Source organism: Dyella sp. C9 (genome assembly GCF_003332825.1).
Taxonomy (GTDB): Bacteria; Pseudomonadota; Gammaproteobacteria; order Xanthomonadales; family Rhodanobacteraceae; genus Dyella.
Window position 1 is genome coordinate 105,080 of sequence record NZ_QIRF01000005.1, and the last position, 16,860, is coordinate 121,939.

Below are 16,860 nucleotides of genomic sequence, written 5' to 3' on the forward strand. Positions count from 1 at the left end.
GCTGTGTCTGCCATCGACGGACAAGATGTGCTGCCCTGCCCGTCGCTGATCAAAAAGGCATGAATCAAAGGTCGGCGATGGACTGCGGGCCTTTCAGTGCTGTCTTCCCGACGCGTGAAACACAAAACTCAACGATGAAACCCGGTCGTTACAGAACGCATCGCGGGGGGCGACCTTCTGCAACAGGCAAAGCCCGGGGGCTTACGCCCCCAGGCTTGCTTGACGCTAGATCAAACTGACGGCGCGCAAGGGCGCCAATTACTTCAGTTCGACCGTGGCGCCGGCAGCTTCGAGGTCCTTCTTGAACTTCGCAGCGTCTTCCTTCGAAGCGGCTTCCTTCACGACGCCACCGGCCTCGGTCAGGTCCTTGGCTTCCTTCAGGCCCAGGCCGGTGATGGCGCGGACGGCCTTGATCACGTCGACCTTCTTGTCGCCGGCGCTCTTCAGGATGACGTCGAACTCGGTCTGCTCTTCAGCAGCCGGGCCGGCGGCAGCCGGGCCAGCAGCCATCATGACCGGGGCAGCGGCGGACACGCCAAACTTCTCTTCGATGGCCTTCACCAGCTCCATCACTTCCATCAGCGACTTGGCGGCAACGGCTTCAACGATCTGTTCGTTGGTCAGGGACATTTTGTATTACCTCTGGAAATTGATTCGATTTAGATAAGCGTCGAACTTAGGCTTCAGCCGTGGCTTCCGCGGCGACTTCGCCACCGCCCTGCTTGTCGGCCACGGCCTTGACGGCGCGGGCGAACATCGCAGCGGGCTCGGCGAGCACGCGGGCCAGCATGGCCAGCGCTTCTTCGCGGGTCGGCAGCGAGGCCAGCACGTCCACATGGGCAGCCGGCAGCAGCTTGCCTTCCACGGAGACGACTCGGGCCTTCAGCTTGTCATTGGTCTTCGCGAATTCCTTGATCAGGCGACCGGCAGCACCGGGCTCCTCCATCGAGAACGCGTACAGCAGCGGACCGGTCAGGGCGTCCTTGACGACCTCGAACTCGGTACCACCGACGGCGCGCGAAGCGAGCGTGTTCTTGGCAACCTTCAGGAACACACCGCTTTCACGGGCCTTCTTGCGCATCGCGGTCATCTGTTCGACCGTGGTGCCCGCGTACTCGACAGCGACCAAGGAGTGAGCCTTCGCGGCAACTTCTGCCAGTTCGGCGACTACTTCTTGCTTCTGAGAGAGATTCAGAGCCATATCACTCCTCCACTTTGAAATCCGCTTGCGACTCCTGCCGCTTGCGGTCCTGAGCGACGCCATCCGTGACGTCGGGGATCGTAGTGATCCCGGGTGGTGGCCTTTCCAGAACAACGATTCCAGAAGGGGCAGCACCATCTGCGCAGGCCAGGCTCGCGAAGAACCCGATTAAGCGAACCCGCTAGCCACGACGGCGTTTCCTTGCCAACACGAGCTCCCTGCTCGTCGTCGTGGCGCGCTGATCGCGCCTGCGGTCTTTGACGGCGGCGTCGGCTTCGAAGCCTCGGCTGCCCTCAAAAACGTGCCTGCACCGGCAGTACCGGTGCAGGACTTGAACACTTACTTGGTCGACACCGTCAGGGTCGACGCGTCGACCGGCACGCCCACGCCCATGGTGGACGACAGGGCGATCTTCTGCAGGTACTGACCCTTGGCGGTGGCCGGCTTGGCCTTCAGCAGGTCGTTGACCAGCGCGTTGAGGTTGTCCGCGAGCTGGGCAGCGTCGAAGCTGGCCTTGCCGATGGTGGCGTGGATGATGCCCGCCTTGTCGTTGCGGAACTTCACCTGGCCGGCCTTGGCGTTCTTGACGGCCGTGGCGACGTCGGCGGTGACCGAGCCGTCCTTCGGGTTCGGCATCAGGCCACGGGGGCCGAGCAGCTGGCCGAGCTTACCGACCACGCGCATCGCGTCCGGCGTGGCGATCACGCGACCGAAGTCGAGATCACCCGCCTGCATGCGCTCGGCCAGGTCGTCCATGCCGACGGCGTCGGCACCGGCGGCCTTGGCAGCCTCGGCCTTTTCACCGGCCGGCACGAACACGGCGACCTTGACGGTCTTGCCGGTGCCGTGCGGCAGCAGCGAGGAGCCGCGCACGCCCTGGTCGGACTTCTTGGCGTCGATGCCGAGGCGGACGGCAACGTCCACCGACTCGGCGAACTTGGCCTTGGCGTTGTTCTTGACGATGTTCAGGGCTTCTTCCAGGCCATAGAGCTTGCCCGGCTGCACTGCGGCCTGGGCCGCCTTCATACGCTTCGTGATCTTTGCCATGTCTTAGCCCTCCACCACCAAGCCCATGCTGCGCGCGCTACCGGCAATGGTGCGCACCGCGGCATCCAGATCAGCAGCCGTGAGATCCGGCTCCTTCTGCTTCGCAACGTCTTCCAGCTGCTTGCGGGTGATCTTGCCCACCTTGTCGGTGTTCGGCTTGGACGAACCCTTGGCAACACCCGTGACCTTCTTGATCAGGATCGAAGCCGGCGGGGTCTTGGTGATAAAGGTGAAGCTACGGTCGGAGTAGGCCGTGATGATCACGGGGATCGGCAGACCCGGCTCCATCTTCTGCGTGGCGGCATTGAACGCCTTGCAGAATTCCATGATGTTCAGGCCGCGCTGGCCGAGGGCGGGACCCACCGGCGGCGACGGGTTGGCCTGGCCGGCCTTGACCTGCAGCTTGATATAGCCAGTAACTTTCTTTGCCATTGGAATTTCCTCGCGAGTATTAGCGCCTTGCGGCTCCTCGCAGTGTTGTCGTCCTTGAGAGAGGAAGGCCCGCCATCCCGCGAACCCCAGAAACACGGACACGCCGGGCTAAAAGACCCCAGCGTGAACCGCGTAGTTTAGAGACTGATCAAGTTTTAAGCAAGCCCCATGCCGGGGCCGTCGATCAGGCCTTCTCGACCTGGCCGAATTCCAGCTCGACCGGGGTCGAACGGCCGAAAATGAGCACCGCAACGCGCAGGCGGCTCTTTTCGTAGTTGACTTCCTCGACCACGCCGTTGAAATCGTTGAACGGACCGTCGATGACGCGGACCATCTCGCCCGGCTCGAACAGCACCTTCGGCTTGGGCTTTTCCACGCCCTCGCGGACGCGGCTGAGAATGGCGTCGGCCTCGGAGTCGCGGATCGGCAGGGGGCGATCGGCGGTGCCGCCGATGAAACCCATGACCTTCGGGGTCTCCTTGACCAGATGCCAGCATTCGTCGTCGATGCGCGGCGCCTTGCCCTCGGTGTCCGTCTCGATCTGCACGAGAACGTAACCCGGGAAGAACTTGCGCTCGCTGCGGCGCTTCTGGCCGCTACGCATCTCGATGACCTCTTCGGTCGGCACCAGCACTTCGCCGAACTTCTCTTCCATGCCGGCGCGGCGAATCCGCTCGTCCAGCGAGCGCTTCACCTGGTTCTCGAAGCCCGAATAGGCGTGCACCACATACCAACGCTTGCTCATGCCATCACCTCACGTACCGAGCTTGAGCAGCCAGTCGAGCACGACCGACTTCAGGATCAAATCGATCAGGCCCAGCAGCAGCGAAAGGACGATGACCACGACAATGATGATGCCGGTCGTCTTGAGCGTCTCGTCGCGGGTGGGCCAGACCACCTTGCGCAGTTCGAACTGCGATTCACCGAGGAACGCGCGCACGCGACGACCCGGCGCCGTGAAGGCCGAAATGGCCAGCGAAGCGACCAACGCCACCAGCACTCCCAGGAGGAGCACCGACTGCGGGATCGCGCCGTCACTGCCGAACCACGAATACGCAAAAATGCCGGCAGCCAGCACCAGCACGGCCAGCACCAGCTTGGCGATATCGGCGCCATTGGCGCCCTTGGTCGGTTCTGCCTTCGTATTCATGCGACGTGATCGGATGAGAGAGGCATCGACCGGGCTACGGCCTGTATGCCATCCACCATCCGTCGTGGATCCTCGGGAAGATGGCACGCCAGGAGGGACTCGAACCCCCAACCTGCGGTTTTGGAGACCGCTGCTCTGCCAATTGAGCTACTGGCGTATGAAATGGGTGAAGTCGCTCGCCTTGCTGCCGCAAGGTGGGATCTTTTGACCCCGGCCCTGGGTGGGGCAGCCTCGGCCACCCTCCCCGGTTCCTTGCAGCCCGCAGAGCGGGCGACTTCCCAGTCTACAGCTTACTTGATGACCTTGGCCACCACGCCGGCGCCGACGGTACGGCCGCCTTCGCGAATGGCGAAGCGCAGACCCTGATCCATGGCGATCGGGTGGATCAGGGTGACGTTCATCTTGATGTTGTCACCCGGCATGACCATTTCCACGCCTTCCGGCAGCTCGATCGCGCCGGTCACGTCGGTCGTGCGGAAGTAGAACTGCGGGCGGTAGCCCTTGAAGAACGGGGTGTGACGACCACCTTCGTCCTTCGACAGCACGTACACTTCGGCTTCGAAGTCGGTGTGCGGGGTGATCGTGCCCGGCTTGGCCAGCACCTGGCCACGCTCGACGTCGTCACGCTTCAGGCCGCGCAGCAGCAGACCGGCGTTGTCGCCTGCCTGGCCCTGGTCCAGCAGCTTGCGGAACATTTCCACGCCGGTCACGGTGGTCTTCTGGGTCGGACGGATGCCCACCACTTCGACTTCGTCACCGACCTTAATGATGCCGCGCTCGATACGACCGGTCACCACGGTGCCGCGGCCCGAGATCGAGAACACGTCTTCCACCGGCATCAGGAACGGCTGGTCGATCGCGCGCTGCGGCTCCGGAATGTAGGTGTCCAGTGCGTCCACCAGGGCGATGATCGCCGGCACGCCGATTTCCGACTGGTCGCCTTCCAGCGCCAGCTTGGCCGAACCCTTGATGATCGGGGTGTCGTCGCCCGGGAAGTCGTACTTCGACAGCAGCTCGCGCACTTGCATCTCACCCAGATCTAGCAGCTCGGCGTCGTCAACCATGTCGGCCTTGTTCAGGAACACGACGATGTACGGCACGCCGACCTGGCGCGACAGCAGGATGTGTTCGCGGGTCTGCGGCATCGGGCCATCAGCGGCCGCGCACACCAGGATCGCGCCGTCCATCTGCGCCGCACCCGTGATCATGTTCTTCACGTAGTCGGCGTGGCCCGGGCAGTCCACGTGGGCGTAGTGGCGGGTCGGCGATTCGTATTCGACGTGCGCGGTCGAGATCGTGATACCACGGGCCTTTTCTTCCGGCGCCGCGTCGATCGCGTCATACGCCTTGAATTCGCCACCGAAGCGCTCTGCACCCACCTTGGTCAGTGCAGCCGTCAGCGTCGTCTTGCCGTGGTCCACGTGACCAATCGTGCCGACGTTGACGTGCGGCTTGGTGCGTTCGAATTTACCCTTTGCCATACGTCTAAAACCCCGATGGAGTCGAATGATGAAAAGTGGAATGGTACCGCGGGCCGCGGTGAGATGGTGCTCATGACTGGAATCGAACCAGCGACCTCTTCCTTACCAAGGAAGTGCTCTACCGACTGAGCTACATGAGCACAAAAAACACCTTAAGACGACTTCAATGGAGCGGGAGACGGGAATCGAACCCGCACCATCAGCTTGGAAGGCTGAGGTTCTACCATTGAACTACTCCCGCCTGGTTGAATCAGCCTTTGCGGAAATCGTCTGGTGGAGGGAGGTGGATTCGAACCACCGAAGGCGTAAGCCAGCAGATTTACAGTCTGCCCCCGTTGGCCGCTTGGGTATCCCTCCAACAAAGAACGGCTATTGTGTGGATCAGCCCGGTGGCTGTCAACACCTGTCGCAGAAAAAATGACGTTTTCCTGCGTTTTTTTTTCACTGCGCCGCCGGGACGGCTCAGGCGTTCTCCGCCACGTGCGCGTCGACCAGCTGCTCCATCTCCTTGGACAGGTCCATCAGCTTCATCGCCTGCTCCTGCAACTGGCGCTCGCGATCATCGCGTGGCTGCCATGCAGGCACGGAGGTGGGCTTGCCGTCGGGCGCGTCCAGCGCCACGAAGACCATCACGCAACTGGTCGCCAGGTGGTGCTCGTCCTTCTTCAGGTCGCGCGCCAGCACATCCACCGCCATGTGCATGCTGGAACGGCCGGTGTGGATCAGCCGCGCGCGCACCGTCACCAGGTCGCCAATGAGGATCGGCGCCACGAACTGGATGCCACTGACCGCCGCGGTCACGCAGTACGCCCCGCTCCACGCCACGGCGCAGGCATAGCCGGCCTGGTCGATCCACTTCATCACCATGCCGCCGTGCACCTTGCCGCCGAAGTTGACGTCGGTCGGCTGGGCCAGGAAACGGAAGTTCACTTCGTGCTGCTTGCCGGGCATGGATCAGGGACTCCGGAATTCGGGAAGAACGCCATTATGCGCCGCGACCGATGGTCGCATACAGCCGACCAAGGTCAGGAGCGCTCCACCACCCGGTAAAGCATGGGCATGCTGACCACCGGGCCGGCCCGTCGGCGTGGCCGCGGATCGCGCACGAAGCCCAGCCGCAGGTAGACCGGCACCGCGCCCAGCGCCGCGTTGAGGGTGAATACGCGGGTGCCGGCGCGACGCACGCAGTCGCGCCTCAGGCGCGCCCACAGCCTCCTGCCGATGCCCTGCCCCTGGTAACGGGTGCCGACGAACAGCTGGAAGACGTGGCAATCGTCACGGACGGCGGCCACCCCGGCCAGCACGCCATCCACATAGGCCAAGTGGAAGCGCTGGCCGGCCAGAAGGCGGGCGCGAATGACGGGGACGGAGAACGCCTCCTCCAGCGCCAGCACACCGGCACGCGGCTGGTGCGGCATGATCCAGCGGCGCACCACGCGCCGGGCCAGCACGGTAATGGCCGCCGCGTCCTCGACGCGTGCCAGCCGCATGCGCAATTCGCTCATGCGGCCATCACAGCATGGCACCTGGGCGCCAGCAAGCCGCGCCCGTCGACTCAGTGTGCACCTGCCCCGGCGTCGGATGACTTGGCTGCGAACGGCGGCCTGGTCAGCCATACGAACACGATCAGGCCGAGGAAAATCCAGCCCAGCGCGTGAAACAGTTCGTCGAAGGCGACCTGGTAACCCTGGTTGGTGATGAGGTTGTTGACCACGCCGATACCCAGTTGGGTGTTGCCGCCGCCGTACTGGTTCACCGTCGCCATCGCATCCTGGTTATAGAGGGTGACGTGTTCGGCCAGCCGGGCGTGATGCAGCACCGCGCGACGATCCCACAGGAAGGTGGTCAACGAGGCGGAGAAACTGCCACCCAGCGTGCGCAGGAAGGTCGCCAGGCCCGAGCCCGAGGCGATCTCGTGGCGATCGAGGTCCGACAGCAGCACCACCGTCACCGGCATGAAGAACAGCGCCACGCCCAGGCCCATCAGCGCCTGCATCGACGCGACATGGGCGAAGTCGATGTCGAGGTAGAAGTTCGAGCGCAGGAAGCAGGTGGTGCCCATCACCACAAAGGCGAACGAGGCCAGCAGGCGCAGGTCGAAACGCATCGCGTAGCGGCCGACCACGAAGCTCAGGAGCACGGGGAAGATGCCGATCGGCGCGGCCGCGAAACCGGCCCAGGTGGCGGTATAGCCGAGGTTGCGCTGCAACCACTGCGGCAACAGCAGGTTGATGGCGAAATACGCCGAATACGACAACACCAGCGCCAGCGTGCCGAATTTGAAGTTGCGATGGCGCAGCAGCCGCAGGTCCACGATGGGCTGCTCGTCGGTGAGCTCCCAGATCAGGAACACCACCAGGCTGATCGCCGAGATGATGGTGGTGACGATGATGAAGTTGGAATGGAACCAGTCTTCGTCATTGCCCTTGTCGAGCATGATCTGCAGCGCGCCCACGCCAATGACCAGGGTGATCAGGCCCACGTAATCGAAGCGCGGTCGCGACGTAGTCTCCACCTTGCCGCGCATCTGGTTGGCCACCACCATGCTGGCGAAGATGCCCACCGGCACGTTGATGAAGAAGATCCACGGCCACGAGTAGTTGTCGGTGATCCAGCCGCCCAGGATCGGGCCGGTGATCGGCGCCACCACCGCCACCATCGACAGCAGCGACAGCGCCATGCCGCGCTTGTTCGCCGGATAGATGCCGATCATCAGGCTTTGCGTGATCGGATACATCGGACCGGCCACCGCACCCTGCAGCGCGCGAAAGCCGATCAGCATGGCCATGCTCTGCGAGATGCCGCACAGGAACGAGGCCAGCACGAACAACAGCGTGCACCAGACAAACAGCCTCACCTCGCCGAAGCGCTTGCTGAGGAAGCCGGTCAACGGCAGCGAAATGGCCTGGCTCACCGCGAACGAAGTGATCACCCAGGTGCTCTGGTCACTGCTGACGCCAAGGTTGCCGGCAATGGTGGGCAGGGAGACGTTGGCGATCGTCGTGTCCAGCACCTGCATGAAGGTGGCCAACGACAGGCCGATGGTCGCGAGGACCATATTCGGTGGGCGAAACGGGGTGGTCATGAACGCGCGATGCCGACAGGCCCGCCGCGGGGCCCGAATGGTCGCGAATTATTGATGTCATGTTTATTATTGTCAAATAGACTATATGCTTTTAAACGATTAACCAGCCAGCGCGTGGCCTGCCACGCCCGGAGCACCCCTCGCATGCCCCAGGACCTTTATTACGCCCTGACCGTGGCCCTGCAGCCGACCCGCCAGGCCTGGCACCAGGCCGCCAGCACCGTACTGGGCGACAGCGGCCTGTCGGTGACCGTGGCGACCCCGGTGTTGCTGCTTTCGCGCCTGGGCGACGGCGTCAGTCAGCAGGTGCTCGCAGAGCGCGTCGGCGTCCACCCCGCCGCCCTGGTCCGCACGCTGGACCAAGCCGAGCAGGCACAACTGCTGGAGCGGCGCCTGGTGCCCGCCAACCGGCGCCAACGGGCGATCTATCTGCTGCCCGAGGGCGTGCGGGTAGCCGCCGAGTTGGAGACAGCCCTGAGGGAGCTTCGCTCGGCGCTGCTGGCCGACCTGCCGCCGGAGGACGTGGCCACCGCCGTGAGGGTCTTGAAGACGCTGGAAGAGCGCGCCCGGCGCCATGCCGGCGGCGAGCGACAACCCCTGCAGGAGCGCACCCTGTGCGCGAAAAACCCATGAAGCGAACCGCCGAGGGGCGAGCGACGCGTAGCGAGGGCCCAAGCCCCAGCGCCGTTGCAGCCTGCATCCCCGCTCCGATCCGGTCGCGCACAGGGTGCGCTCCTGCAAGAGAGGCAACAAAAAAGCCGCGCAATGCGCGGCTTTTTTGCGGACGTCCGAATGGATCAGACGTTGAACAGGAAGTGCAGCACGTCGCCGTCCTTCACCACGTAGTCCTTGCCTTCCTTGCGCAGGCGACCGGCGGCAGCAGCACCGGCCTCGCCCTTGTACTGGATGAAATCGTCGTAGCTCACCGTCTCGGCACGGATGAAGCCGCGCTCGAAGTCGGTATGGATCACGCCGGCGGCCTGCGGCGCGGTGAAGCCGCGCTTGATGGTCCAGGCGCGTACTTCCTTCACGCCCGCGGTGAAGTAGGTCTGCAGGTTGAGCAGCTTGTAGCCAGCACGGATCACGCGGTTCAGGCCCGGCTCGTCCAGGCCCAGGTCCTTGAGGAACTCGTCGCGGTCGGCGTCATCCAGCTGCGAGAGCTCTTCCTCGATGGCGGCGCACACCGGTACCACCTCGGCGCCCTCGGCGGCGGCGCGGGCGCGCACGGCGTCCAGGTGCGGGTTGTTCTCGAAGCCGTCCTCGCGCACGTTGGCGATGTACATCAGCGGCTTGAGCGTGAGCAGGAACAGGTCGCGCACCAGCGCCTTCTCCTCCTCGTCCAGGCCCAGGCTGCGCGCGGTCTTGCCTTCGTTGAGGCCCGCGGCCAGCTTCTGCAGCACCGGCTTCTTGGCGATGGCGTCCTTGTCGTTGGCCTTGGCCGAACGCTCGGCGCGATTCAGCGCCTTCTCGACGGAATCGAGGTCAGCCAGCGCCAGCTCGGTGTCGATGGTTTCGATGTCGGCGATCGGGTCGACCTTGCCGGCCACATGGATGATGTCCGTGTGCTCGAAGCAGCGCACCACATGGGCGATCGCATCCACTTCGCGGATGTGCGCCAGGAACTTGTTGCCCAGGCCCTCGCCCTTCGACGCACCGGCCACCAGGCCGGCGATGTCGACGAACTCGACGGCGGTCGGGATCACCTTCTGCGGATTGACGATGTCCGACAGCGCCTGCAGGCGCGGATCGGGCACCGGCACCACACCCACGTTCGGCTCGATGGTGCAGAACGGGAAATTGGCCGCGGCGATGCCCGCCTTGGTCAGCGCGTTGAACAGGGTGGACTTGCCGACGTTAGGCAGGCCGACGATGCCGCATTTGATGCCCATGGGGTAGATCCGGGAATGGGGAATAGAGAATGGGGAATAGTAAGACCAGGGACGGGATCGCCTTAACGATTCCCTATGCCCAATTCTCTATTTCCCTGCTGTATGTAGTTGTTGCATGGCCTTGTCGAACTGGCCATCGACCGCCAGCGGCAGCACGTCCAGCGCGCGCGCGATGCCGTCGACGATGGCGTCCTCGTCCTTGGCCGAGGGGCGACCGAGCACCCACGGCGTGACCTTGTCCTTGTGGCCGGGATGGCCAATGCCGATGCGCATGCGATGGAACTTGGCGTGGCCCAGATGCGCAATGATGTCGCGCAAGCCATTCTGGCCGCCGTGGCCACCGTCGAACTTCATCCGCACGGTGCCGGCATCGAGATCGAGCTCGTCGTGCGCCACCAGGCACTCGTCCGGCTCGATCTTGTAGTAGCGCAGCGCCGAAGCCACGGCGATGCCGCTCTTGTTCATGAAGGTGGAAGGCTTGAGCAGCCACACCGACTGGCCAGCGATGCGGACCTTGCAGGTCTCGCCATGCAGCTTGCCATCGAAACCGAAGCGCTCGCCCTGCCCTGACGCCAGGGCATCAACAAACCAGAACCCGGCGTTGTGCCGGGTTCGGAGATATTCGGCACCGGGATTGCCCAGTCCGACGATGAGTCGAAGACCCGCCATAAGATCGTGACGGCCCGCGCTCCGGAGAGCGCGGGCCGCAGCGACTTACTTCTTGGGAGCTTCGGCGGCCGGAGCGGCTTCGCCTTCGGCAGCCGGGGCTTCCTCGGCCTCTTCCTTCACCGTGTTGGCGGTGACGACGGCGATGTCGTGGTCCGCACCCAGGTGCAGCGCGACGATTTCCACGCCCTTCGGCAGCTTGAGCTGCGACAGGTGGACGATGTCGCCCGGCTTCAGGTCGGCCAGGTCGAGTTCGATGAACTCCGGCAGATCCTTCGGCAGGCAGGACACTTCCACTTCGGTCAGGTTGTGCGAGATCACCACGCCCGAGGTCTTGGCAGCGGCCGACTTTTCCTGGTTCAGGAAGTGCACCGGCACATTGACGTGGATCGCCTTGTTCTCGTCCACGCGCTGGAAGTCCATGTGCAGCATCTGCAGCTTGTACGGGTGCTTCTGCCAGTCACGCACCAGCACCTTCTGCACCTTGCCGTCGACGTTCAGGTCGAGCACCGAGGAGAAGAACCACTCGTGCTTGGCGGAGAGAAGGATGGTGTTGTGCTCGATCTGGATGCTCTGCGGGGCCTGGCCGGCGCCGTAGACAACAGCAGGCACGAAGCCGGCATGACGCAGGCGGCGGCTCGCACCTTTCCCCTCGTCATTACGGGCCGTAGCCTTGATTTCGTGAGTCGTAGCCATGTTGGTATTGCCTATCAGTAGTGAGCTGCCTCGCGGCAGTCTGGCGACTCCCCCGCGACCAGGGGAGCCGTGTTACGGAGGGAATAGGGAGTCGGGAATAGGGAATCGGAAGAGCCACTGCGCGACGCCTTGCCTTTTCCTGTTCTCTATTCCCGATTCCCCATTCCCTCCAAAAATCAGTCGATGTACAACGAGCTCACCGACTCGCCAAAGGCGATGCGGCGGATCGTTTCGGCCAGCAACTCGGCGACCGAGAGCTGGCGGATCTTGCTGCACGCGGCGATGTCGGGCCGCAGCGGCAAGGTGTTGGTCACCACCAGCTGGTCGAGCTGGGAGTTCTCGATGTTCTTCAGCGCCGCGCCCGACAGCACCGGGTGCACGCAGTACGCCACCACCTTGCGGGCGCCGCGCTCCTTGAGCGCCGCGGCGGCCGCGCACAGGGTGCCGGCGGTGTCGACGATGTCGTCAACCAGCACGCAGGTCTTGCCGTCGACTTCACCGATGATGTTCATCACGGTGGCGACGTTCGCCTTCGGGCGACGCTTGTCGATGATCGCCAGGTCGGCGTCGTCGAGGCGCTTGGCCATCGCACGGGCGCGTACCACGCCACCGACGTCCGGACTGACCACGATCAGGTCGTCCATGCTGTAGTTGCGCCAGATGTCCGCCAGCAGCACCGGCGAGGCATAGACGTTGTCCACAGGGATGTCGAAGAAGCCCTGGATCTGGTCCGCATGCAGGTCCACAGTGAGCACGCGATCCACACCTGCGGTGCCGATCATCTTGGCCACCATCTTCGCCGTGATCGGCACGCGCGCCGAGCGCGGGCGACGATCCTGGCGGGCGTAGCCGAAGTACGGGATCACCGCGGTAACGCTGGCCGCCGAGGCACGCTTGAGCGCATCCACCAGCGTCAGCAGTTCGAACAGGTTCTCCGCGCTCGGCGCACCGGTCGGCTGCAGCACGAACACTTCCTGGCGACGGACGTTTTCCTCGATCTCCACCTGGGTCTCGCCGTCGCTGAAGCGGCTGACGAGTGCCTTGCCCAGGGGAACGCCAAGACGCTGGGCGACATCCTCGGCAAGCGCGCGGTGCGCATTACCGGTGAAGAGCATCGGACCGGACGTGTCGACAGTCATTTTCTTTGGACCTGATGAGCCATGTGTGAAATGGCTGGGGCGGAAGGATTCGAACCTTCGCATGCAGGAATCAAAATCCTGTGCCTTAACCAGCTTGGCGACGCCCCAGTAGAAACTGGATTTTCCTACTTGCCCGCCCCGTCGGCACCACGATGGCGCGCCAGGGCGACAAGCAACGGAGAGACATCCTCGCCCCTGGCCACATGGGCCGTGAACCGGGCGGGACAGCGCTCCGCGATGGCCTCGGCGCGTTCCGGGGAATCCGTCTCCAGGAACACACACGCACCGCTGCCGGAAAGCCTTGCCCGGCCGAAGCCGTCGAGCCAGTCCAGCGCCGCAGCCACGCGCGGATGTCGCGCGCGGACCACGGGCGCGAACGCGTTCTCGACCGTTTCGCCCGAAGCAAAGGATGAAATTGTGGCGGGCGGGGCATTTCGTGTCAATTCAGTCGCTTGAAAAAGCGCTGCGGTAGGCACGTGTTCATGGGGGTCCAGCACCACGTACCAGCGCCGTGGCAGCGCCAACGGACGCAGTTTCTCGCCGATCCCCTCGGCCCAGGCTGAACGGCCACGAACGAACACCGGCACGTCGGCGCCCAGCTGCCGACCCAGCTCGGCCAGGGCGTCCTCGTCCAGGCCGGCGCCCCACAGGCGGTTGAGTGCCACCAGCACGGTGGCGGCGTCCGAACTGCCACCGCCCAGCCCGCCGCCCATCGGGATGCGCTTGTCCACCTCGATATCCACGCCCGAGCCGGCCGGAGCATGCGGCCGCAGCAGGCGCGCGGCGCGCACCACCAGATCGCTCTCGGCAGGCACCCCGGGCACGTCGTTGAAACGGTGGATCTCGCCATCGCGGCGCGGCCGCAGGCGGATCTCGTCACCCCAGTCGAGCAGGCGGAACACGGTCTGCAGCTCGTGGTAGCCATCGGCGCGCCGGCCGGTGATACGCAGGAACAGGTTGAGCTTGGCCGGCGCCGGCCAGGCGGTCCAGTCGGCCGGGTCCGGCGGCGGCAAGGGCCGGCTCATGAATACCCGCAGGTCGTCAGGGAAGCCGTTTTCGCGATCCCGCTCGCGGTAGAAGGCGAACTCGGGACGATCCTTGTCCAGCACCACGAAGCCGTGCTTGGCGTAGAACGGGGCGTTCCACGGCACATCGGCTAGGGTGCCCAGGTCCACCCGGTGGTAGCCGGCCATGCGGGCCCAGCCGCAGGCATGCTCCAGCAGGGCCGCGCCGATGCCACGCTGGCCGTGCGAGGGCAGTACGTCCATCTCGGCGACGCCGATGGCCTCGCCGCCCTCCTCCGCATCCAGCCAGACGAAACCGACCGGTTCACCGGAGCCGATCAGCGCCACCCACACCAGTCCACGCGCGATCGCCTCGCGCAGCACCTCGGGCGGCACCGACACTTGCCGGTACGACGCCCAGGCGCGGTGGCCACGAAACAACTCGACGGCCGCCCGCTCGATGGCGCAAAGGGCATCGACCTGGTCGGGGCGGGCGCGTTCGATGTGAAAGCTCATCGGTCGTCCTTGGACGGCAATCGGCGGCGCCAGTACGACGCACGCCTTTTTGTAGGAGCGCAGCCTGTGCGCGAATCAAGGGTCAACATCCATTTCCTGGCCACGGCAGGACCAGGCCCGATGCCCTGCCGGGGTCGCGCACGGAGTGCACTCCTACAGTTCAGCCAGAAGGCTGCCCCGGTTTACTGGAAGGTCCAGGAATCGACCGACAGGCGCACCTTGTACGGCGGATTCTCGGCGAACACCTTGCTCGGCACGGGCGGCTGGTGGGCGGTATCCCAGGCCGGATAGGCCACGGTCCAGCCGTCCTGGACCAGCTGGGTCGGCAGGCCGTTGTCACCGAAGGTCAACTCGCCCGGGCCACTCTCGGCGCGCAGGCCCAGCACCCAGGCACGCAGGTCGGTGAGCGGCATGTGCCAGCCCAGGGCGTTTTCCACCAGCGACTGGGGATCGGGGCTGCGCTGAGGGCCGCCGTCGAGCCCTTCCAGCGTGGCGCCTTCCGGAGTCACCGTGAGCTTGAAGCTCTTGCTGCCCACCGGGCCGCGCACCACGAATTCGTAGTTCGCGCCGTTCTGGGTCCAGGTGAGGCTGCCGCTGCCGCCCTCGTTCTTGCCGTTGACCGGGCCGGACACGCCGATCTTGCCCTGCAGCACCCAATGATCGGTCTTGGCCATCAGGTGCTCACGGGCGCGCTGCTGGTCGAGCAAGGCGGCGAAATCCGCCTTCGGCGGCGGGGGTTTGACTGCTTCCTTGTGGACGCAGGCGGCTAGCAGCAGCGGCAGGGCTGCCGCAAATACGCGAATGGGAAGCTTCATGGATTGAGGCGCTTGAGAGTGTTGTGGAGGCTGGTGCTCTGCGGGTCGATCTTACGCACTTCGTCGAAAACGCGCCGTGCATCCTCTTGCCGGCCCTGCTTCCACAGCACCTCGCCCAGATGCACGCCGACGTCGGCGTCCTTGTGCGCCATCCAGGCGCCGCGCAGGGTCTTCTCGGCCTGGTCGAGGTGGCCCAGCCGGTATTGCAGCCAGCCCCAGGAGTCCTGGATCGCCGGATCGTCCGGACGTGCCGCGCGGGCCGCCTGGATGAGCCGCTCGGCCTCGGGCAGGTCCCGGTTGGCATCGGCCAGGGTGTAGCCCAGGGCGTTGCTGGCGTCGGTATCGTCCGGCTTGAGTTGCAGCAGGCGGCGGAAGTCGGTGACGGCCTGGTCGATGTCACCCGATTCGGCGTAGGCCAGCCCACGTCCGTAAAGCAGTGCGGGGTCGTCCGGGGTCACCTGCAGGGCGCGGGTGAAGGCGCGCTCGGCCTGCCCGTACTGCTGCTCGTTCATGTACAGCTCGGCATCGACCTCGTACGCGCGCCGCAGCTGCGCGGGCTGGTCGAGATAATCGGTCTGCATCTGCGCGAGCTGCTCGTGGGCATCGGCGCTGCGCCCCAGATCCTGCATCAGCACGGCACTGCGCAGGTCGGCATCGAAGGCGTGATCGTCGTCATCGGGCACCTGGTCGTACCACTTCAGCGCCTCTTCCTTCTTGTCCAGCATTTCGGCCAGCTGGCCCAGCAGGTAGGCACTGTTCTGGCGGACGTCGTCCGGCGCGCGCTGCAGCTGGGTGTACAGGCGATTGATGGTCTTGGTGTCGTTGGCGCGCGCGGCGAGCGCGGCGCGCATCGCATACGTGTCGGCGTCCTGCGGACCGTTGTCCAGCAGCCGGGCGGCGTCGCTGTAGTCGCCGCTTTGCCCCAGCAGGGTGGCATAGGCCAGGCGCAGGTGGGTGTCCTTGGGGTCCTTGGCCAAAGCCTTGTCGAACAATGCCTTGGCCCCCGCCTTGTCGCCGTCGTGGTAGCGCATCTGGCCCAGCCACGCATACGTCTCGGCAGTACCGAAGCGCTTCACTGCCGCCTCGGCAATCTGCATGGCATAGGCGTGACGACCCAGCTTGTCGCCCAGTTCGCTCATCGCCAGCCACGCCTGCGGATCGCTGGGCAGTCGTTGCGGAGTGGCGACCGCTTCCAGCAACTGGGCCGCCTGGGCCGTGTCCCGACTGCCCACCAGCACGCGGCCGAACTGCCGCCAGGCATCCGGATCGCCGGTGTTGACCAGGATCTCCAGCTGGCGGCGCGCTTCGTCGGTGTTGCCCTGGCTCAGCGCCAGCTCGGCGCGGGCCTGCGCCAGCGGCGCCGGCTTGCCCCCGAGTGCCTGCCAGCGCGCGATGGCCGCCTCGGCGCCGTCCGTGTCGTGGATGGCGATGGCCATGGCGGCGGCTTGCTCGGCGACCCGCGGGTCGCTGGAAAGCATCATCGCCCGGCTGTAGGACGCCGATGCTGCCTTGATATCGGTGCGGGTGAGCGCCATCTCGCCAGCCATGAGCTGCGCCAACAGGTCATGGTCTTGGTCCGACGTCGCCACCACCAACCGGCCGAGGGGCTGGCTCGACGCGGAACCCTGGCTGGTTGAGCGCCCCGGAGCGGTGGCACACCCGGCCAGCAGAAGCACCACCATGCCGCCAGCCGCAAAATGCCGCAGTTGCTTGAACTTGAACCACCTGCTCAGCACACT

Annotated in this window: 18 protein-coding genes and 5 tRNA genes; 1 reads left to right on the forward strand and 22 read right to left on the reverse strand. The window is 65.0% G+C overall.

Annotated features, from left to right (window positions below):
- Positions 1 to 258 precede the first annotated feature (258 nt).
- From rplL to DVU99_RS08945, 14 genes are all read right to left on the reverse strand, one after another.
- Positions 259 to 630, reverse strand: a complete 372-nt coding sequence (rplL, locus tag DVU99_RS08880) for a 50S ribosomal protein L7/L12 (protein WP_114239859.1) — start codon at positions 628 to 630, stop codon at positions 259 to 261.
- A gap of 46 nt (positions 631 to 676) precedes the next feature.
- Entirely contained in the window at positions 677 to 1,201 is a 525-nt protein-coding gene (rplJ, locus tag DVU99_RS08885) for a 50S ribosomal protein L10 (protein WP_114239860.1), read from the reverse strand.
- A 339-nt stretch (positions 1,202 to 1,540) separates the two neighbouring features.
- Positions 1,541 to 2,248 carry a 50S ribosomal protein L1 gene (gene rplA, locus DVU99_RS08890; RefSeq protein WP_114239861.1) on the reverse strand — a complete coding sequence of 236 codons (708 nt, stop codon included), beginning with the start codon at positions 2,246 to 2,248 and terminating at the stop codon, positions 1,541 to 1,543.
- 3 nt (positions 2,249 to 2,251) lie between these two features.
- The gene (rplK, locus tag DVU99_RS08895) at positions 2,252 to 2,680 is read right to left on the reverse strand and encodes a 50S ribosomal protein L11 (protein ID WP_114239862.1); all 429 of its coding nucleotides are present in this window, start codon (positions 2,678 to 2,680) and stop codon (positions 2,252 to 2,254) included.
- 184 nt (positions 2,681 to 2,864) lie between these two features.
- Entirely contained in the window at positions 2,865 to 3,425 is a 561-nt protein-coding gene (gene nusG, locus DVU99_RS08900; protein WP_111981395.1) for a transcription termination/antitermination protein NusG, read from the reverse strand.
- Positions 3,426 to 3,434: 9 nt separating this feature from the next.
- A complete protein-coding gene (gene secE / locus DVU99_RS08905) occupies positions 3,435 to 3,830 on the reverse strand; it encodes a preprotein translocase subunit SecE (RefSeq protein ID WP_114239863.1) in 396 nt (131 codons plus the stop codon).
- An 81-nt stretch (positions 3,831 to 3,911) separates the two neighbouring features.
- Positions 3,912 to 3,987: transfer RNA gene (locus DVU99_RS08910), tRNA-Trp, on the reverse strand.
- 133 nt (positions 3,988 to 4,120) lie between these two features.
- Entirely contained in the window at positions 4,121 to 5,311 is a 1,191-nt protein-coding gene (gene tuf, locus DVU99_RS08915) for an elongation factor Tu (RefSeq protein WP_114239864.1), read from the reverse strand.
- Between the two features lie 64 nt (positions 5,312 to 5,375).
- A tRNA-Thr gene (locus DVU99_RS08920) sits at positions 5,376 to 5,451 on the reverse strand.
- 27 nt (positions 5,452 to 5,478) lie between these two features.
- Positions 5,479 to 5,552 (reverse strand) — tRNA-Gly (locus DVU99_RS08925).
- A 30-nt stretch (positions 5,553 to 5,582) separates the two neighbouring features.
- A tRNA-Tyr gene (locus DVU99_RS08930) sits at positions 5,583 to 5,668 on the reverse strand.
- Positions 5,669 to 5,773: 105 nt separating this feature from the next.
- Positions 5,774 to 6,262 carry an acyl-CoA thioesterase gene (locus DVU99_RS08935; RefSeq protein ID WP_114239865.1) on the reverse strand — a complete coding sequence of 163 codons (489 nt, stop codon included), beginning with the start codon at positions 6,260 to 6,262 and terminating at the stop codon, positions 5,774 to 5,776.
- A 74-nt stretch (positions 6,263 to 6,336) separates the two neighbouring features.
- Positions 6,337 to 6,816 (reverse strand): GNAT family N-acetyltransferase, encoded by a 480-nt coding sequence (locus tag DVU99_RS08940; protein WP_114239866.1) that lies wholly within the window; start codon positions 6,814 to 6,816, stop codon positions 6,337 to 6,339.
- 50 nt (positions 6,817 to 6,866) lie between these two features.
- Complete coding sequence (locus DVU99_RS08945) at positions 6,867 to 8,396, reverse strand: DHA2 family efflux MFS transporter permease subunit (RefSeq protein WP_114239867.1); 1,530 nt, start codon at positions 8,394 to 8,396, stop codon at positions 6,867 to 6,869.
- A 144-nt stretch (positions 8,397 to 8,540) separates the two neighbouring features.
- On the opposite strand from DVU99_RS08945, the gene DVU99_RS08950 reads away from it, so the two are divergent.
- Positions 8,541 to 9,029, forward strand: a complete 489-nt coding sequence (locus tag DVU99_RS08950) for a MarR family winged helix-turn-helix transcriptional regulator (RefSeq protein ID WP_114239868.1) — start codon at positions 8,541 to 8,543, stop codon at positions 9,027 to 9,029.
- 164 nt (positions 9,030 to 9,193) lie between these two features.
- Here DVU99_RS08950 and ychF read toward each other — a convergent pair whose 3' ends face one another.
- The 8 genes from ychF to DVU99_RS08990 all read right to left on the reverse strand — a co-directional run bounded on the left by ychF (position 9,194) and on the right by DVU99_RS08990 (position 16,803).
- The gene (gene ychF / locus DVU99_RS08955) at positions 9,194 to 10,285 is read right to left on the reverse strand and encodes a redox-regulated ATPase YchF (protein ID WP_114239869.1); all 1,092 of its coding nucleotides are present in this window, start codon (positions 10,283 to 10,285) and stop codon (positions 9,194 to 9,196) included.
- Between the two features lie 87 nt (positions 10,286 to 10,372).
- A complete protein-coding gene (pth, locus tag DVU99_RS08960) occupies positions 10,373 to 10,954 on the reverse strand; it encodes an aminoacyl-tRNA hydrolase (protein ID WP_114239870.1) in 582 nt (193 codons plus the stop codon).
- A 45-nt stretch (positions 10,955 to 10,999) separates the two neighbouring features.
- On the reverse strand, positions 11,000 to 11,647 hold the full coding sequence (locus DVU99_RS08965) for a 50S ribosomal protein L25/general stress protein Ctc (protein ID WP_114239871.1): 648 nt from the start codon (positions 11,645 to 11,647) through the stop codon (positions 11,000 to 11,002).
- Positions 11,648 to 11,823: 176 nt separating this feature from the next.
- The gene (locus DVU99_RS08970; RefSeq protein WP_114239872.1) at positions 11,824 to 12,762 is read right to left on the reverse strand and encodes a ribose-phosphate diphosphokinase; all 939 of its coding nucleotides are present in this window, start codon (positions 12,760 to 12,762) and stop codon (positions 11,824 to 11,826) included.
- Between the two features lie 55 nt (positions 12,763 to 12,817).
- A tRNA-Gln gene (locus DVU99_RS08975) sits at positions 12,818 to 12,894 on the reverse strand.
- Between the two features lie 17 nt (positions 12,895 to 12,911).
- On the reverse strand, positions 12,912 to 14,306 hold the full coding sequence (gene ispE / locus DVU99_RS08980; RefSeq protein ID WP_114239873.1) for a 4-(cytidine 5'-diphospho)-2-C-methyl-D-erythritol kinase: 1,395 nt from the start codon (positions 14,304 to 14,306) through the stop codon (positions 12,912 to 12,914).
- Between the two features lie 182 nt (positions 14,307 to 14,488).
- Positions 14,489 to 15,121: a lipoprotein insertase outer membrane protein LolB gene (gene lolB, locus DVU99_RS08985; RefSeq protein WP_114239874.1), complete on the reverse strand. Its 633-nt coding sequence runs from the start codon at positions 15,119 to 15,121 to the stop codon at positions 14,489 to 14,491.
- The gene (locus DVU99_RS08990; protein WP_114239985.1) at positions 15,118 to 16,803 is read right to left on the reverse strand and encodes a tetratricopeptide repeat protein; all 1,686 of its coding nucleotides are present in this window, start codon (positions 16,801 to 16,803) and stop codon (positions 15,118 to 15,120) included. The genes lolB and DVU99_RS08990 overlap by 4 nt, the downstream gene beginning before the upstream one ends.
- Positions 16,804 to 16,860 lie beyond the last annotated feature (57 nt).

Excerpts from the sequence above, each read along its gene's own strand:
- pth (WP_114239870.1), bottom strand. The coding sequence starts at position 10,954 with ATGGCGGGTCTTCGACTCATCGTCGGACTGGGCAATCCCGGTGCCGAA.
- rplL (WP_114239859.1), bottom strand. The coding sequence starts at position 630 with ATGTCCCTGACCAACGAACAGATCGTTGAAGCCGTTGCCGCCAAGTCG.
- ispE (WP_114239873.1), bottom strand. The coding sequence starts at position 14,306 with ATGAGCTTTCACATCGAACGCGCCCGCCCCGACCAGGTCGATGCCCTT.
- DVU99_RS08945 (WP_114239867.1), bottom strand. The coding sequence starts at position 8,396 with ATGACCACCCCGTTTCGCCCACCGAATATGGTCCTCGCGACCATCGGC.
- tuf (WP_114239864.1), bottom strand. The coding sequence starts at position 5,311 with ATGGCAAAGGGTAAATTCGAACGCACCAAGCCGCACGTCAACGTCGGC.
- rplJ (WP_114239860.1), bottom strand. The coding sequence starts at position 1,201 with ATGGCTCTGAATCTCTCTCAGAAGCAAGAAGTAGTCGCCGAACTGGCA.
- lolB (WP_114239874.1), bottom strand. The coding sequence starts at position 15,121 with ATGAAGCTTCCCATTCGCGTATTTGCGGCAGCCCTGCCGCTGCTGCTA.
- DVU99_RS08990 (WP_114239985.1), bottom strand. The coding sequence starts at position 16,803 with ATGGTGGTGCTTCTGCTGGCCGGGTGTGCCACCGCTCCGGGGCGCTCA.
- rplA (WP_114239861.1), bottom strand. The coding sequence starts at position 2,248 with ATGGCAAAGATCACGAAGCGTATGAAGGCGGCCCAGGCCGCAGTGCAG.
- rplK (WP_114239862.1), bottom strand. The coding sequence starts at position 2,680 with ATGGCAAAGAAAGTTACTGGCTATATCAAGCTGCAGGTCAAGGCCGGC.
- DVU99_RS08950 (WP_114239868.1), top strand. The coding sequence starts at position 8,541 with ATGCCCCAGGACCTTTATTACGCCCTGACCGTGGCCCTGCAGCCGACC.
- DVU99_RS08970 (WP_114239872.1), bottom strand. The coding sequence starts at position 12,762 with ATGCTCTTCACCGGTAATGCGCACCGCGCGCTTGCCGAGGATGTCGCC.
- nusG (WP_111981395.1), bottom strand. The coding sequence starts at position 3,425 with ATGAGCAAGCGTTGGTATGTGGTGCACGCCTATTCGGGCTTCGAGAAC.
- DVU99_RS08965 (WP_114239871.1), bottom strand. The coding sequence starts at position 11,647 with ATGGCTACGACTCACGAAATCAAGGCTACGGCCCGTAATGACGAGGGG.
- DVU99_RS08940 (WP_114239866.1), bottom strand. The coding sequence starts at position 6,816 with ATGAGCGAATTGCGCATGCGGCTGGCACGCGTCGAGGACGCGGCGGCC.
- ychF (WP_114239869.1), bottom strand. The coding sequence starts at position 10,285 with ATGGGCATCAAATGCGGCATCGTCGGCCTGCCTAACGTCGGCAAGTCC.
- secE (WP_114239863.1), bottom strand. The coding sequence starts at position 3,830 with ATGAATACGAAGGCAGAACCGACCAAGGGCGCCAATGGCGCCGATATC.
- DVU99_RS08935 (WP_114239865.1), bottom strand. The coding sequence starts at position 6,262 with ATGCCCGGCAAGCAGCACGAAGTGAACTTCCGTTTCCTGGCCCAGCCG.